Raw genomic sequence first — 14,054 nt, forward strand, 5'->3', positions numbered from 1 at the left:
TGTGATAATAGTCCGCATGCTTCGTTGGACTACCGCAGGTGAATCTCACGGCCAGGCACTCGTTGCACTCATTGAGCACATGCCCGCCGGGGTTCCCGTTTCCCAAGACGACATCGCTCTCCAGCTCTCTCGCCGCCGCCTCGGCTATGGCCGCGGTGCCCGCATGAAGTTCGAGGCCGATGAGCTCACCTTGCTCAGTGGCATTCGCCACGGACTGACTCTGGGCAGCCCAATTGCCATCATGATCGGCAACACGGAGTGGCCGAAGTGGACCACCATCATGTCCCCGGACGCGCTCGATCTCGATGACCCGGAGACCGCTAAGGCGATGGCTTCCGGCCGCGGCGCCCCGCTCACTCGTCCTCGCCCGGGGCATGCCGATTTCGCCGGCATGGTGAAGTTTGATCACGCGGAGGCCCGTCCCATTTTGGAGCGCTCCTCTGCACGCGAGACCGCTGCTCGCGTCGCCGCGGCCACGGTCGCGCGCAACTTCCTCCGCGAAACCCTGGGAGTCGAGGTGCTGTCCCACGTCATCTCCATCGGTGCCTCAGAACCTTATGAGGGCCCGCATCCTAGCTTCGCGGACCTTGAGGCTATCGACGCTTCACCGGTACGCGCCTGCGATAAGGCGGCGGAAGAGTCCATGATCGCAGAGATCGAAACCGCGAAAAAGCAGGGAGACACTCTGGGCGGCATTGTCGAGGTGATCGTGGAAGGCCTGCCGATTGGCTTGGGCTCGCACACCTCGGGTGAAGACCGCCTCGACGCACAGCTCGCCGCCGCCTTGATGGGGATTCAGGCGATCAAGGGCGTCGAGGTCGGCGATGGCTTCGCTGAGGCCCGCCGCCGCGGGAGCGAAGCGCACGATGAAATGGTCCGCACCGACAATGGCGTGGATCGTGAGACTAACCGCGCTGGTGGTCTGGAAGGCGGCATGACCAACGGCCAGACGCTGCGCGTGCGCGCGGCGATGAAGCCGATTTCCACGGTCCCGCGTGCGCTCAAGACGGTCGACATGGCCACAGGTGGGGCGGCTACCGCTATTCACCAACGTTCCGACGTCTGCGCGGTACCGGCTGCCGGCGTCGTGGCAGAGGCGATGGTGGCGCTCGTTGTCGCGCGTGCGGTGCTGGAGAAATTCGGCGGCGATAGCCTCGCCGAAACCAAGCGCAACATCGCTGCCTACCAGGACTACGTGGCAGGCCGACTGGAGTGGGGTGACGCATGAACTCCCCACACGTCGTCCTTGTAGGACCTCCCGGTGCCGGCAAAACCACGATTGGTCGCCGCCTGTCGCGGGCACTGAACTGCGACGTTGTTGATACCGATAGCCTCATTGAGGCGCGCTATGGAAAGAAGTGCGGCGAGATTTTCTCCGAGCTGGGTGAGCCGGAATTCCGCGAAGTGGAAGCCGAGGTCGTGCGCGAGGCGCTGGCTACCACCGGGGTGGTGAGCCTGGGTGGCGGTGCCGTGCTGACAGAATCGACCCGTGACTTGCTCGATAGCCTGACCGTCGTCTACCTCGACATCACACCCGAAGAAGGCGTCACCCGCACGATGGGGGGTACCAACCGCCCGATTCTCGAGTCGGCGGATCCTCTCGCGCGTTATTCCCAACTCTTGGAGGAGCGACGGCCGCTCTACACCAAGGTTGCGGATTTAAAGGTACGCACAGGCGTGCGCTCCCCGCAGCAGGTGGTGGGCGATATTTTGAGCTTCCTCGAGACTCTCTAAGACACCGGCTTATTGTCACTCCACCCCCGCGACGACTAATGAAGACGACTACTAGCGCTGCTGAAGGAGCCGCTCCCATGCACACCATTCCGGTTAACGGACCATCCCCCTACGAGGTCACGATCGGCAGTGGGCTCAGTGCTGCGATGATTGAGCGCGCCGCCAGTATTGGTGCGGCGAAGGTGGCGATTATCCACCAGCCGCCGCTGTCCCAAGCTGCCCGCAAACTCGCTGAGCAAGCCAGCGCACAGGGCCTCGAGGCCACCCCGGTCGAGGTTCCCGATGCCGAGGCTGCCAAGCAGCTTGATGTATTGGCACGTCTGTGGGATGTGTTCGGTGACGCTGAGTTTAGCCGCCGCGATGCAGTCATCGGCCTCGGCGGCGGTGCCGTCACAGATTTGGCGGGTTTTGCTGCGGCAACGTGGATGCGCGGCATCCCGGTTATTCAGGCTCCGACGACGCTGCTGGCGATGGTTGATGCTGCCGTGGGCGGGAAGACAGGTATCAACACAGCCGCAGGAAAGAACCTCGTTGGGGCGTTCCACGAGCCGGATTCAGTCTTCGTAGACCTGGATCACCTGCGCACGCTGCCCGAAGACGAGATCATCGCTGGCTCCGCAGAAATCATCAAGACTGGTTTCATCCACGATCCACGCATCATCGAGCACTATCTAGCGGACCCCGCCGCTTGCCTCAAACCGGAAGGCCTGCTTCCTGAACTCATCGAGCGGTCCATTGCCGTCAAGGCGCACGTGGTGGGCCAGGACTTGAAGGAGTCCGGTCTGCGCGAAACCCTCAATTACGGCCATACCTTCGGCCACGCTGTGGAACGCCGCGAAAATTACTCGTGGCGCCACGGCCGTGCTGTGGCGGTGGGCATGATGTTTATTGCGCACCTGTCCCACGCTCGGGGGCTTATCGACGCCAGCCTCGTCGCCACCCACCGAGACATCCTCACCCGGATCGGGCTGCCCACCACCTATGAGCAGGGCCACTTCGAGGAGTTGCTCGACGGCATGCGGCACGACAAGAAGAACCGCGAGGGTCGCATCCGCTTCGTCGCGCTCACTGGTATTGGGCAAACAACCCGCCTAGAAGACGCAACAGAAGAGGAGTTGCGCGCAGCTTACACGCAACTGGCCTCGTAGAGTTTCAGCTGACCCCCTAAAGCTTCAAGGAGTTCGCCATGACCATCCTCGTTCTCAACGGTCCCAACCTGAACCGTTTGGGCAAACGCCAGCCAGAGATTTACGGAAGCGAAAGCCTAGCGGATATCGAAAGCCGCGTGCGCGCCGCGGCGGGGGAGGAAGAGATCGTCTTCTTCCAGTCCAACCATGAGGGCGAACTCATCGAGCAGGTGCATCGAGCCGCCGACGAAGGCTGGCCCGTCATCATCAACCCAGGCGGCTTTACCCACACCTCGGTGGCGCTACGGGATGCCTTGGCGGAGGTAGCCGATGGCGCCGGTTTCGTCGAGGTTCATCTCTCCAACGTGCATGCACGCGAGGCTTTCCGCCAACACTCTTACCTCAGTCCACTCGCGCGCGGTGTTATCGCAGGGCTGGGCTCGTATGGCTACGTCGCGGCACTGGGGTACCTACTGGCAAATTAGCTATCATGGAGTATCGCTTGAAAATGAATGGAGTGGTTCTCTCATGGCATTAGCCGATACTCGTTATAGCAACCGTCGCCGTAAGCTTATGACCGAGCTGTCCGGCCAGCGTATTGACGCCATTATTGTTACCCACTTGACGCACGTGCGCTACCTGACGGGTTTTTCCGGCTCGAATGGCGGTTTGTTGCTCCGCAAGGATCTCTCCGCGCTCATGGCAACTGATGGCCGCTACACAACCCAGATTGCACAGGAAGTCCCGGATATCGAAGCCAGCCTTGGCCGCGATGTGGGCCCGCACCTGCTGGAGAAGGTATCCGATGATCTGCGGGTTGGCTACGAGGCGGACTATGTCACTGTTGCGCAACTCGAGCGTCTGGAGAAGGCGACGCCCGAAGGCGTGACGCTGGTTCCAGTCACCGGGGTGATTGAGAAGATTCGCTTGGTCAAGGACAACATTGAGCTTCAGAAACTGGAGGAAATTGCCGCTTTGGCAAACCAGGCGCTCACCGATCTTATCGAGGCGGGTGAGGTAGCTGCTGGCCGCACAGAGCGACAGGTCGCTGCTGACTTGGAATACCGCATGCGCATGCTCGGTTCGGAGCGCGTGAGCTTTGACACCATCGTGGCCTCCGGCGAGAACTCCGCTAAACCCCACCACGGCGCGGATGACCGCGAGCTGCGCAAGGGTGACCTGGTCACGATCGACTTCGGAGCCCACCTGCGCGGCTTTAACTCCGACTGCACACGCACCTTCGCTATCGGTGAGGTCACCGACTTTGCCCGCGAGATCTATGACGTCGTGCTGCGGGCCCAGGAAGCAGGCGTCAAGGCTGCGGTGCCGGGCGCGAAGCTTGTCGACGTTGACGCGGCCTGCCGCGACATTATTGCCGACGCCGGCTATGGCGAGTACTTCGTCCACTCCACCGGTCACGGCATCGGTCTTGACGTGCACGAAGGCCCCTCCGCAGCGAAAACCGGAAAGGGCGAGTTGGCTGAAGGCATGACATTGACCATCGAGCCAGGCATTTACATCCCGGGCAAGGGTGGCGTTCGTATCGAGGACAGTCTTTTCATTACCTCCGGTGCAGCGAAGATCATTACGCCCTACCCGAAGGAACTTCAGGTGCTGTAGCCAGCACCCCTTCGCTCCGCTGGTGCCGTGCGTACGGTATGCTTAGACACTGTTTTCATAGTTTCGACTACAAGTAATTTGGGAGAGTCATTTCATGGCAGATACCACTGATTTCAAGAACGGTCTCGTTCTGAAGATCGACAACAAGCTGCAGCAGATTGTTGAGTTTCAGCATGTGAAGCCGGGCAAGGGCCCAGCTTTCGTGCGTACCAAGCTCAAGGACGTGGTCTCTGGCAAGGTAACGGACAAGACTTTCAACGCTGGCGTGAAGGTGGAGACCGCTAACGTCGACCGCCGCGACATGACCTACCTGTACAACGATGGCCAGAACTACGTGGTCATGGATGATAAGACCTACGAGCAGTACGAGCTGCCATTTGACAAGTTCGGCGACGCCGGCAAGTTCCTTCTGGAAAACATGCGCGTCCAGGTCTCCTTCCACGACGGTGAGGCTCTGTTCGGTGAGCTGCCGATCTCCGTTGACCTGAAGGTGGAGCACACTGAGCCGGGTCTGCAGGGTGACCGCTCCAGCGGCGGCACTAAGCCGGCGACGCTCGAGACCGGTGCTGAGATCCAGGTTCCGTTGTTCATTGAGACCGGTAACACCCTCAAGATCGATACGCGTACTGGCGAGTACCTGTCTCGCGTTAACAACTAAGATGACCCAGCCAGAGCCTAACTATAAGCGTCACACGGCGCGCTACCGTGCGCGCCGCCGAGCCGCAGATATCCTCTTCGAGGCAGAGTCGCGCGATGTTGATCCGGTAGCAATCGTGGAGGACCGCGTCGAGCTTGCCCGCGATCCGGAAAATGGTGTGGCGCCGATCGCTGAGTACACCCGCGAGATCGTCAGCGGCGCAGCTGAAGAGTTGGACGCTATCGATGACGCCATCGCCCGGTACCTTTCAAGCGAATGGTCCCTCGAGCGCATCCCTGCTGTTGACCGCGCGATCATGCGCGTAGCGGTATGGGAAATCCTCTTCAACGCGGATGTTCCCAACGCGACTGCGCTCGTCGAAGGCGTAGAGCTTGCCTCGGAGTACTCCAATGACAAGGCCGCGCCCTACATCCACGCGGTGCTGGATGACGTCATCCAAGCCCAGTCCGCGGATAGCCCGATGGCCTCGGCCTCTGCCGAGGACTCTGAGGAGCCCGCTGAGACTGCGGAAGACGAAGGCGTCTCCGAGTAGAGCCTACGTCTTTCCCTAAAGCCCTAAACTCCGGCCAGCTATCCTTTTCGGACTGGTCGGGGTTTCGCTTTTTAGCTGGCTTTCGCCACGTTGGAACGGTTCTTGAGCAAAATAAACTGCCCTAGTTGCCAAAACCATTGCTCTCGCCGCGATGGCGGCGCATAACTTTGGCAACTAGGGCAGTTGCGGCGGTGGTGCCGCGCGTGCGTCGGTGGTTGCAGTGCAGCGCGCTAGAGCAGCGAAGAGAGGAAATCCTTCGTGCGCTGGTGCTGCGGGTTGTCCAAGACCTGCTCCGGGGTGCCGGTTTCGACGACGCTGCCGCCATCCATGAAGACAATGGTGTCGGCGACCTCTCGGGCAAAGCCCATCTCGTGGGTAACAACGAGCATGGTCATGCCATCGGCGGCAAGCTCCTTCATGACGCGGAGAACCTCACCGACGAGCTCGGGGTCGAGGGCGGAAGTGGGCTCGTCGAAAAGCATCAGCTTCGGGTCCATGGCAACCGCACGGGCAATGGCGACACGCTGCTGCTGACCACCAGACAGTTGCACCGGGTAGGCCTCCGCCTTGTGCGCGAGGCCAACCTTTTCCAGCAGCTCCATGGCCTTCTTCTTGGCTTGCTCTGGGCTCTGCTTCTTTACCTGGACCGGTGCCTCGATGATGTTTTCCAGCACGGTGCGGTGGCTAAACAGGTTGAACTGTTGGAAGACCATGCCGATATCCTGGCGCTGGGCGGCGGCTTCCTTCTCGGAGATCTCATAGAGGACGCCGTTGCGCTCGCGGAAACCGATGAGCTCGCCGTCGATGTAGAGTCGGCCGGCCGTGACCTTCTCTAAGTGATTGCAGCAGCGCAGGAAGGTGGACTTGCCGGAACCGGAGGGACCCAAGAGACAGGTGACCTCGCCGGGCATGACGGTGAGGTCGATTCCTTTAAGAACCTCGAGCTGGCCGAAGGATTTGTGCACATTCTGCGCGGAGATCATGGGGGTGGTCATTAGTTCTTTACCTCCGGGATGACAGAGACGTTGCGGGGGATAGTTCCTTCGGCATCCGCTAGCGCGGCCAGCTGGCGGCCGGTGAGCTCGCGGGTGGCGCCGCGCTCAAAGCGGCGCTCCAGGAAGTACTGGCCCACCATGAGCAGAGAGGTGATGGCCAGGTACCACGTCGCGGCCACCATCAGAAGCGGAATGGGCTCGAAGAGCGCAGCGGAGATATCCGTAGCGCGGCCAAAGATTTCGGCGGTGTAGGGAATGGCAACCACAAGGGAGGAAGTCTTGAGCAGAGAAATGAACTCATTGCCGGTCGGCGGGATGATGATGCGCATAGCCTGCGGCAGCACCGTGCGGCGCATGGTCATCCACCAGCCCATTCCCAGGGCCTTGCTGGCTTCCTTCTGGCCTTCCGGAACGGAGGAGATACCGGAGCGGACAATCTCCGCCATGTATGCGGCTTCGTTGAGGCCCAAGCCCAAAACGGAAAGAAGGAATGCGTTATTGAGAACCTCGGTGAGGGAAATCTCCGCGAATCCTAGGTTGATGGATTGGTAGAGGGCTGAAAGTAGACCCCAGAAAACTAGCTGTACGTAGATTGGCGTGCCACGGAAGAGCCACAGGAAGACCCACGACACGCCTCCCAGCACAGGGTTGGGGGACATGCGCATCACCGCGAGGGCAGCGCCGCCCACGACGCCGATGATCATCGCCAGGATCGTAATGGCAATGGTGTGCAGCGCAGCGGTGGCAATCCGAGTATCGAAGAGATACTGGAAATACGTGCCCCACCCGAAGGCCTCATTGCGCGCCGAGGAGATGATGAACCACACTGCAAGCAGCGCGAGGAGGGTAGCGAAGACCCAGCGCCAGGGGTGGCGCAGTGGGCGGGCTTCGATCTTTTCTGGGGTAGTCGAAGCCGACGACTCCGACGCTGCCGGGAGAGAGGAGTTAGTCATTGATCGGCCTTTCATTAATCATTGCGTGCTCGACGAGGCCCTCGTCGACGCCCCACTTATTGAGTATCTCTGCATAGGCTCCGGTGTCGATGAGGTGTTGGAGTGCCGCGGCCACGGCGGGTCCGAGGTCAGAATCCTTGGGCACGGCGAAGCCGTAGGGTGCCGCGTCGAACATTTCGCCGACCATGGACATACGTCCATCTGAGCGGTTAACAGCCCAGGCAGAAACGGGGGAGTCCGCTGAGAGAGCATCAGCGCGCCCCATCAGGACCGCTAGGGCGGCATTATCGCTCGTGTCATAGGGAAGAATGGTCAGGTCGCCGTCGCAGGCTTCCTGCTTGGGGCGCAGATCGTCGGTCTCCGATACCGTGGTGCGCTGCACCGCGACGGTGAGGCCACAGGGGTTGGATGGGTCCACGTCATTGGGGCCATCGGTGAGTTTCGCCCACTGAATGCCGGCATAAAGAATATCGACGAAATCGAAGTTCTCGCGCCGCTCATCGGTATCGGTGAATCCGGAACCGCCCAGATCGATTTGTCCGGCTTGGACCGCCGGCAGAATCATAGAGAAGTCTTGCTCCACCGGCTGAAATTCAAGCCCCAATACTTGGGCGACGGCATTGGCCAAGTCCATCTCTAGGCCGATGATCGAGCCGTCGGAATCCTTGAATTCGAAAGGCGCAAAAGGCGGGTTCGTGCCTACTGTAAGGACGCCATCGGCATCCTCGTACATCGCGGCAATCTCGGGAACTTCGTCTACGTTGGGCGCAGACCAGCCTTCCGGCAGCGCCGGCTCCACGTTGGTAACACAGCCGGAGAGGGTTGCGGATGCTAGCAACCCGGCAGCGCCCACGATGATGGCCGTTTTCTTTCTCATGCTTTAACTCTCTTGGTAGCTAGCGGCTTTGCGCCGGTCCACAACGATGAAAATGGCCACGATAATGCCACCAATCGCGAACATAAGCAGGATCAGTGGTGTGGAGGCGTCTTGGTCAGCGCCCCACGGCCACAACGCACGCAGGGAGCCGAGCATGAAACCAGCCATGGCTGCAAGGGTGACATCGCGGTGATTATCCAGCAGGTAGTTCAATACCTTGACGAAAGCTGCGAGGCCACACACCGCGCCGAGTGCGAAGACACCCACGACGACCATGTTGCGGTCTGAGACCGCACCGATAATCGGCGCGTAGAGGCCCATGGTCAGCAAAATGAGGGAGCCTGACACACCGGGAAGAACGAGCGCGCACACAGCCACCATGGCCGCTAGGAAAACCACGAGCAGGTTGGGGTCTTCCACTGGGGTGGAGGTGAAGCCGGTGACGAAGAAGATTGCGACGGCGGCGATAACAAGCGCGGCGATGGACGCGGGTGAAACGCGCGACATCATGCTCAGCGGCACGATGATAGACACGGCGACCATGCCGAGGAAGAGCGCGCTGGATAGCGAAACTTGGCCCTCCACAAAGTTATGGAGGATCGTGGAGAAGCCGAAAACGGCGACGAGCATGCCGACGGCCACGGAGACGAGGAAGCCCCATTCGACCTTCTTGAAACGGCCGGAGATGAGATCATTGGCGTTATGCAAAGCGCGCTCATAGATGCCGACGATGAGCGCAACGGTGCCGCCGGAGATTCCGGGGACTAACTCGGCCATGCCAATAAGGGCGCCGCGAATGGCGTTGAAAAGATAATGCATAAACCGAAAGTAACCTTGACTGTCTACCCGGTGGGATTGCCGTGCCGGGAAGAGCGGGTGAGCAGATGACTTTTTATTCTCTCACCTCAACGCAGGCTTATGCAAACTATTCAATCAGTAGAAGGATATACGCCTTTTACATCGGCAGGCGCTTGGATACTTCACCGTAGAGCGATCCCAGGATGGCGAAGACAGTGAGGCCGACGAGGCCGTCGAGAAGCACTGCGTAGAAATTATTCAGCTGAGGATCGTTGGAGGAAGCCGTGGACTTGCGCAGTTCTTGATAGTAAGAAGAGCCTTCAACCTTGGTGGATATCTGCTTGTCCGCGCTGGACTCGGCAGCAGTAGCAGCGGCGGTGCCGCCTACGGTGAGGGCAATGGCGGTGCTCACAGCGATGATAGTGCGACGCATGGCGACGGGTTCCTTTCCATTGAAAACGCTAACACCCCACAACAGGCTCTGTCGTGGGGTGGAATTGTGCCCCTGGTGAGACTCGAACTCACACTACACGGGTTTTGAATCCGTTGCCTCTGCCAATTGGGCTACAGGGGCGCACAAGCAACGATACTAGCGCAGCGGACCAATTCGAACCTAATTGCCTGCCTGTGGCCCTCGACGGTGTCATTGAGCGCAACACGTTAGGATGGGCCGGGTGACTACTTCTCAGCCTCGACTCTTGCTCATTGATGGCCACTCCATGGCCTTTCGCGCATTTTATGCACTGCCCGCAGAGAACTTCTCCACCTCGGGCGGACAGCACACCAATGCGGTGTATGGCTTTCTTTCCATGTTGGCGAACATTCTGACTGAGGAAAAGCCGGACTTCGTCGCTGTAGCGTTCGATGTGGGCCGTAAGACCTTCCGTACGGAGATGTTCCCTGAATACAAGGCGCAGCGGGAGGCGGCCCCAGAAGAGTTCCGCGGCCAGGTCGAGCTCATCCGAGAGGTCTTGGACACCCTCGGTATCACCACGTTGTCGCGCGATAACTTCGAAGCTGACGACATCGTGGCCACGTTGTCCACTCAGGCCGGCGCGGATTATGAGACCTTCCTGGTCACCGGTGACCGCGACTATTTGCAGCTTGTCGACGACTCCACGACCGTCCTCTATCCCATGCGAGGGGTATCCAAGCTGCATCGCTTTACCCCGGAGGCAGTAGAAGAGAAGTATGGCCTCAGCCCCGAGCAGTACCCAGATTTCGCAGCCCTGCGCGGGGACCCCTCCGATAACCTGCCGTCTGTCCCGAAGGTGGGGGAGAAGACCGCCACGAAGTGGATCACGCAGTACGGCTCTTTGGATGGCCTCATCGAGCATGCCGAAGAGATAAAGGGCGTGGCGGGGCAGAACTTCCGCGACCGCATCGAGCAGGTCAAGCTCAACCGGAAGCTCACCCAAATGGTGACGGACATGGACCTGGAGGTTGGCCCGGCGGACCTCGGCTTTAAGGGAGCTGTGGCTAGCGAGGTGGCAGCTCGCTTCGACGAGTTGGAATTCGGCACGAATCTGCGCGAGCGGGTCCTCAACGCCGTCCCGCATGACGCTGCAGCTGAAGCTGCTGCGTTAGAGGACACCCCGGAAGTGACCGTGACCGTGGTGGACACTCCGCTGACTGAGTGGCTCGAGGACAAAGAACACGTAGCGGTCTTCGTGCAAGGCGACGGAACACCGGGCGCGGGTGATGCCGCAGCACTAGCACTCGTCGATTCCTCCTTTGAAGGACTCCAGATTGAATTGGGGGACTTGGACGCGGCCGATGACGCCGCACTGGCCGCCTGGTTGGAGTCCGACGCGCCGAAGTACCTCCACGAGGCAAAGGCGGCCTGGCACATGCTGGCGGGGCGTGGGATTAAGCTGCGCGGAATTGCCCACGACACTGCACTTGCTGCCTACATTTTGCGGCCCGGCCAGCGCACGTATGCGTTGACGGACGTGTACCAGCGCCATCTGCAGAAGTCCCTCGGGGCCGCCACGGAGCAGCTCTCCCTCTTGGATGACAATCAGCTGGTTGAACAGGCCGGCGCCATCATGGAGCTCGCGGCAGAGTTGACGAGTCAACTGCAGGAGATTGATTCCTTCGAGCTTTATACCGACCTTGAGCTGCCTCTGGTGAGCATCCTGGCGCGCATGGAAGCCGCGGGCATCGCAGTAGACCGAGACGTCTTAGAGACGCAGCGCGATGCCTTCATCGAGCAGGTTAACGAGCAGGAGCGCGCTGCCCGTGAGTTGGCTGGCGACGACTCCCTCAACCTGAACTCTCCGAAGCAGCTGCAGGCGGTGCTTTTTGAGACCTTCGATATGCCGAAGACGAAGAAAACTAAGACGGGCTATTCCACCGCGGCTAAGGAAATCGAGCAGCTCGCTGCTACCCACCCGCACCCCTTCTTGGATCACCTGCTGGCGCACCGCGAGTACCAGAAGATGAAAACGACGCTGGAGGGGCTCATCAAGACCATCCAGCCGGATGGGCGCATCCACACCACGTTCAACCAGACTGTGACTTCAACAGGCCGGTTGTCCTCCACGGAGCCGAACCTGCAAAACATTCCGGTGCGCACGGAGGCGGGCCGCCAGATCCGCTCGGCCTTCGTGGTGGGGGAAGGCTATGAAACCCTGATTACGGCGGACTACTCGCAGATCGAGATGCGCGTCATGGCTCATCTCTCCGCTGACCCCGGGCTCATCGAGGCCTACCGTGAGGGCGAGGATCTGCACAACTACGTCGGCTCCAAGGTCTTTGACGTTCCGGTGGATGAGGTCACACCGGAGCTGCGCCGCCGCGTCAAGGCCATGTCCTATGGCCTTGTGTATGGTCTCTCCGCTTATGGTCTGTCACAGCAGCTAGGTATCCCGGCACGCGAAGCCAAGGAGATTATGGAGAGCTACTTCGAACGCTTCGGTGGTGTGAAGCGTTACCTCGATGAGGTTGTCGTGCAGGCTCGCAAGGATGGCTACACCTCCACGGTCTTTGGGCGCCGCCGTTACCTGCCGGAGCTCAACTCCGACAACCGCGTGGCGCGCGAAAACGCCGAGCGTGCGGCCCTCAACGCCCCCATCCAGGGCACGGCGGCAGACATCATCAAGGTCGCCATGATCCGCGTGGACAAGGCTTTGGAAGGCATGGCTTCACGCGTGCTCCTCCAAGTTCACGACGAACTCGTTGTGGAGGTAGCTCCAGGTGAAACCGAGGAAGTCCAGAGCATCCTAGAACGCGAGATGGACAAGGCTATCGAGTTGACCGTGCCCCTCGAGGTTTCCGTGGGGGAGGGGAAGAACTGGGACGCCGCAGCGCACTAGAGAGCGCTTTAGGGATTTAAGTCAAACCCACCGCACGCTCGTCCTCGGTGGGCGTGCGGCGCTCCACCAAGCACCCGGCGAGGAGATCGAAGGGAGTTTGTCCCAGCAGCAGGACGCTCAATCCGAGGATGGCCAAAATGGTTGCCTCAACATAGGGGAGTCCTGTCAGTGCAACAAGGGTGAGGAGTAGCCAGCTGTTGCGAATTGCAGCGCTGGCGATGCCGGGATGCTCAGCAATGACCTCCAGCTTTAGCGACCACTTACCCAGGGAGGTCTGCTTTGTCGCCTCCGCCCACACACGGTAGACGTAGAAGACGAGGGCGAGGGCGACGATGTCATATATGGCGCCCGCCCTGCCTGTGAGGGCGCCATCGGTGCTGAGGTTGATGAGCCACTTGAGCACCACGATCACGGCGGCGGCAAGGAAGGCGTCGATCCACCACGCCACCGTGCGGCGCAGAAAGATCCCGAGGCGTTCTTGAAGCATGACTGCCAGCTTAGTTCGCTGCGACCGGCAGACTCGGCAACAGGGTGGGCGGTATCCGGCTTAGCGCGCGTCGCAGACGAAGATGGCGGTACCGGGGAAAATGGCTCCCCTTTCAGGAGACCACTGGCCCCAAGTGATGTCGAGGCCCTCTGGCCACTCGGGCTCGATGAGGTTGTGAATTTCAAATGAACCGCGCACCTGGAGCGCTCGCACCCAATCACCCATCGTGCGGTGAAACTCGGCATAGGTGAGCTCGTCGTTGGCATCCTGCTCGAGGTAGGCGCGCTCGAAATAGGACAGCGCTGCGGTGAGGACCTGGGGATCGTCGGGGAAGACCCAGCGCATCGGGTGTGGCACAGAAAAGACGAAGCGGCCACGTGGGCGCAGGACCCGGTGGACCTCGCGCAGAGCTAGGTCTAGGTCGGCCACGAAGGGCAAGGCGCCGAAGGCGGAGAAGACGACGTCGAAGGCTTCATCGCGATAGGGAAGCGCCAAGGCATCTGCTTGAACGAGTGGCAGGCCAGTCTCAGCATGGGAGAGCATTCCAGACGAGAGATCGAAGCCCGTCGCAAAGTGCGTGCGTCCTTGCAGCCACCGCGTGCACGGCGCGGAGCCGCAGCCGAGCTCGAGGACGGTAGCGGAGGAGACGTCGCCAAGCAGCTGCGCATCAGCCTCATGCAGCATCTCCGGGCACCAATAGAAAGAGGATAGATACTCGGGGTGTTCCGCGTGGTAGGAGTCGGCGTCATCATCCCAAAACTCACGATTGGCTGCGGATGCAGAAAAAGATGCTGAAGACATTGTTCCTCTCCCAATTTCTTTTTCGTGTCGTATTTGCCGTTTTAGCTGCGAGGATGTAGGGTTGTACGGGCGTGTCTATGACTCGGGACGCGCTGGGCTACTGTAGGAGAGCTTGGCACGGCTGCGAGTCGGGATTGGAATCCATCTTAAGCCTT

At 60.3% G+C, this 14,054-nt stretch carries 15 protein-coding genes and 1 tRNA gene; 8 read left to right on the forward strand and 8 right to left on the reverse strand.

What is annotated here, in order from left to right; translation table 11 throughout:
• Positions 1-16: 16 nt before the first annotated feature.
• The 7 genes from aroC to nusB all read left to right on the forward strand — a co-directional run bounded on the left by aroC (position 17) and on the right by nusB (position 5,671).
• Complete coding sequence (aroC, locus tag HMPREF2565_RS00895; RefSeq protein ID WP_070516945.1) at positions 17-1,228, forward strand: chorismate synthase; 1,212 nt, start codon at positions 17-19, stop codon at positions 1,226-1,228.
• A complete protein-coding gene (locus HMPREF2565_RS00900; RefSeq protein ID WP_049154582.1) occupies positions 1,225-1,734 on the forward strand; it encodes a shikimate kinase in 510 nt (169 codons plus the stop codon). Before aroC ends, HMPREF2565_RS00900 begins: the two co-directional genes overlap by 4 nt.
• A gap of 77 nt (positions 1,735-1,811) precedes the next feature.
• The gene (aroB, locus tag HMPREF2565_RS00905) at positions 1,812-2,882 is read left to right on the forward strand and encodes a 3-dehydroquinate synthase (protein WP_049154583.1); all 1,071 of its coding nucleotides are present in this window, start codon (positions 1,812-1,814) and stop codon (positions 2,880-2,882) included.
• Positions 2,883-2,920: 38 nt separating this feature from the next.
• Positions 2,921-3,346 (forward strand): type II 3-dehydroquinate dehydratase, encoded by a 426-nt coding sequence (gene aroQ, locus HMPREF2565_RS00910; protein ID WP_046648552.1) that lies wholly within the window; start codon positions 2,921-2,923, stop codon positions 3,344-3,346.
• Between the two features lie 43 nt (positions 3,347-3,389).
• On the forward strand, positions 3,390-4,481 hold the full coding sequence (locus HMPREF2565_RS00915; RefSeq protein WP_049154584.1) for a M24 family metallopeptidase: 1,092 nt from the start codon (positions 3,390-3,392) through the stop codon (positions 4,479-4,481).
• Between the two features lie 94 nt (positions 4,482-4,575).
• Positions 4,576-5,139: an elongation factor P gene (efp, locus tag HMPREF2565_RS00920; RefSeq protein WP_046648551.1), complete on the forward strand. Its 564-nt coding sequence runs from the start codon at positions 4,576-4,578 to the stop codon at positions 5,137-5,139.
• 1 nt (position 5,140) lies between these two features.
• Positions 5,141-5,671: a transcription antitermination factor NusB gene (nusB, locus tag HMPREF2565_RS00925; protein WP_049154585.1), complete on the forward strand. Its 531-nt coding sequence runs from the start codon at positions 5,141-5,143 to the stop codon at positions 5,669-5,671.
• A gap of 230 nt (positions 5,672-5,901) precedes the next feature.
• On the opposite strand, the gene HMPREF2565_RS00930 is transcribed toward nusB, so the two are convergent.
• The 6 genes from HMPREF2565_RS00930 to HMPREF2565_RS00955 all read right to left on the reverse strand — a co-directional run bounded on the left by HMPREF2565_RS00930 (position 5,902) and on the right by HMPREF2565_RS00955 (position 9,868).
• Positions 5,902-6,666: an amino acid ABC transporter ATP-binding protein gene (locus HMPREF2565_RS00930; RefSeq protein ID WP_049154586.1), complete on the reverse strand. Its 765-nt coding sequence runs from the start codon at positions 6,664-6,666 to the stop codon at positions 5,902-5,904.
• A complete protein-coding gene (locus HMPREF2565_RS00935) occupies positions 6,666-7,619 on the reverse strand; it encodes an amino acid ABC transporter permease (protein WP_046648548.1) in 954 nt (317 codons plus the stop codon). The genes HMPREF2565_RS00930 and HMPREF2565_RS00935 overlap by 1 nt, the downstream gene beginning before the upstream one ends.
• Positions 7,612-8,496 carry an ABC transporter substrate-binding protein gene (locus HMPREF2565_RS00940; RefSeq protein ID WP_049154587.1) on the reverse strand — a complete coding sequence of 295 codons (885 nt, stop codon included), beginning with the start codon at positions 8,494-8,496 and terminating at the stop codon, positions 7,612-7,614. Before HMPREF2565_RS00940 ends, HMPREF2565_RS00935 begins: the two co-directional genes overlap by 8 nt.
• A gap of 3 nt (positions 8,497-8,499) precedes the next feature.
• Entirely contained in the window at positions 8,500-9,315 is an 816-nt protein-coding gene (locus HMPREF2565_RS00945) for a DUF368 domain-containing protein (RefSeq protein WP_049154588.1), read from the reverse strand.
• Between the two features lie 136 nt (positions 9,316-9,451).
• Complete coding sequence (locus HMPREF2565_RS00950) at positions 9,452-9,727, reverse strand: hypothetical protein (protein WP_049154589.1); 276 nt, start codon at positions 9,725-9,727, stop codon at positions 9,452-9,454.
• Between the two features lie 67 nt (positions 9,728-9,794).
• Positions 9,795-9,868, reverse strand: a tRNA-Leu gene (locus HMPREF2565_RS00955).
• Between the two features lie 91 nt (positions 9,869-9,959).
• Here HMPREF2565_RS00955 and polA point away from each other — a divergent pair.
• On the forward strand, positions 9,960-12,611 hold the full coding sequence (gene polA / locus HMPREF2565_RS00960) for a DNA polymerase I (RefSeq protein WP_049154590.1): 2,652 nt from the start codon (positions 9,960-9,962) through the stop codon (positions 12,609-12,611).
• A 16-nt stretch (positions 12,612-12,627) separates the two neighbouring features.
• On the opposite strand, the gene HMPREF2565_RS00965 is transcribed toward polA, so the two are convergent.
• Positions 12,628-13,098: an RDD family protein gene (locus tag HMPREF2565_RS00965; protein WP_049154591.1), complete on the reverse strand. Its 471-nt coding sequence runs from the start codon at positions 13,096-13,098 to the stop codon at positions 12,628-12,630.
• 60 nt (positions 13,099-13,158) lie between these two features.
• Positions 13,159-13,899 (reverse strand): class I SAM-dependent methyltransferase, encoded by a 741-nt coding sequence (locus tag HMPREF2565_RS00970; RefSeq protein ID WP_049154592.1) that lies wholly within the window; start codon positions 13,897-13,899, stop codon positions 13,159-13,161.
• Between the last annotated feature and the right edge of the window lie 155 nt (positions 13,900-14,054).

Source organism: Corynebacterium sp. HMSC072A04 (genome assembly GCF_001809235.1).
Taxonomy (GTDB): domain Bacteria; phylum Actinomycetota; class Actinomycetes; order Mycobacteriales; family Mycobacteriaceae; genus Corynebacterium; species Corynebacterium hiratae.

What these genes read in the sequence shown, in the direction of transcription:
- aroC (WP_070516945.1), top strand. Translation starts at nt 17, where the DNA reads ATGCTTCGTTGGACTACCGCAGGTGAATCTCACGGCCAGGCACTCGTT.
- HMPREF2565_RS00900 (WP_049154582.1), top strand. Translation starts at nt 1,225, where the DNA reads ATGAACTCCCCACACGTCGTCCTTGTAGGACCTCCCGGTGCCGGCAAA.
- aroB (WP_049154583.1), top strand. Translation starts at nt 1,812, where the DNA reads ATGCACACCATTCCGGTTAACGGACCATCCCCCTACGAGGTCACGATC.
- aroQ (WP_046648552.1), top strand. Translation starts at nt 2,921, where the DNA reads ATGACCATCCTCGTTCTCAACGGTCCCAACCTGAACCGTTTGGGCAAA.
- HMPREF2565_RS00915 (WP_049154584.1), top strand. Translation starts at nt 3,390, where the DNA reads ATGGCATTAGCCGATACTCGTTATAGCAACCGTCGCCGTAAGCTTATG.
- efp (WP_046648551.1), top strand. Translation starts at nt 4,576, where the DNA reads ATGGCAGATACCACTGATTTCAAGAACGGTCTCGTTCTGAAGATCGAC.
- nusB (WP_049154585.1), top strand. Translation starts at nt 5,141, where the DNA reads ATGACCCAGCCAGAGCCTAACTATAAGCGTCACACGGCGCGCTACCGT.
- HMPREF2565_RS00930 (WP_049154586.1), bottom strand. Translation starts at nt 6,666, where the DNA reads ATGACCACCCCCATGATCTCCGCGCAGAATGTGCACAAATCCTTCGGC.
- HMPREF2565_RS00935 (WP_046648548.1), bottom strand. Translation starts at nt 7,619, where the DNA reads ATGACTAACTCCTCTCTCCCGGCAGCGTCGGAGTCGTCGGCTTCGACT.
- HMPREF2565_RS00940 (WP_049154587.1), bottom strand. Translation starts at nt 8,496, where the DNA reads ATGAGAAAGAAAACGGCCATCATCGTGGGCGCTGCCGGGTTGCTAGCA.
- HMPREF2565_RS00945 (WP_049154588.1), bottom strand. Translation starts at nt 9,315, where the DNA reads ATGCATTATCTTTTCAACGCCATTCGCGGCGCCCTTATTGGCATGGCC.
- HMPREF2565_RS00950 (WP_049154589.1), bottom strand. Translation starts at nt 9,727, where the DNA reads ATGCGTCGCACTATCATCGCTGTGAGCACCGCCATTGCCCTCACCGTA.
- polA (WP_049154590.1), top strand. Translation starts at nt 9,960, where the DNA reads ATGGGCCGGGTGACTACTTCTCAGCCTCGACTCTTGCTCATTGATGGC.
- HMPREF2565_RS00965 (WP_049154591.1), bottom strand. Translation starts at nt 13,098, where the DNA reads ATGCTTCAAGAACGCCTCGGGATCTTTCTGCGCCGCACGGTGGCGTGG.
- HMPREF2565_RS00970 (WP_049154592.1), bottom strand. Translation starts at nt 13,899, where the DNA reads ATGTCTTCAGCATCTTTTTCTGCATCCGCAGCCAATCGTGAGTTTTGG.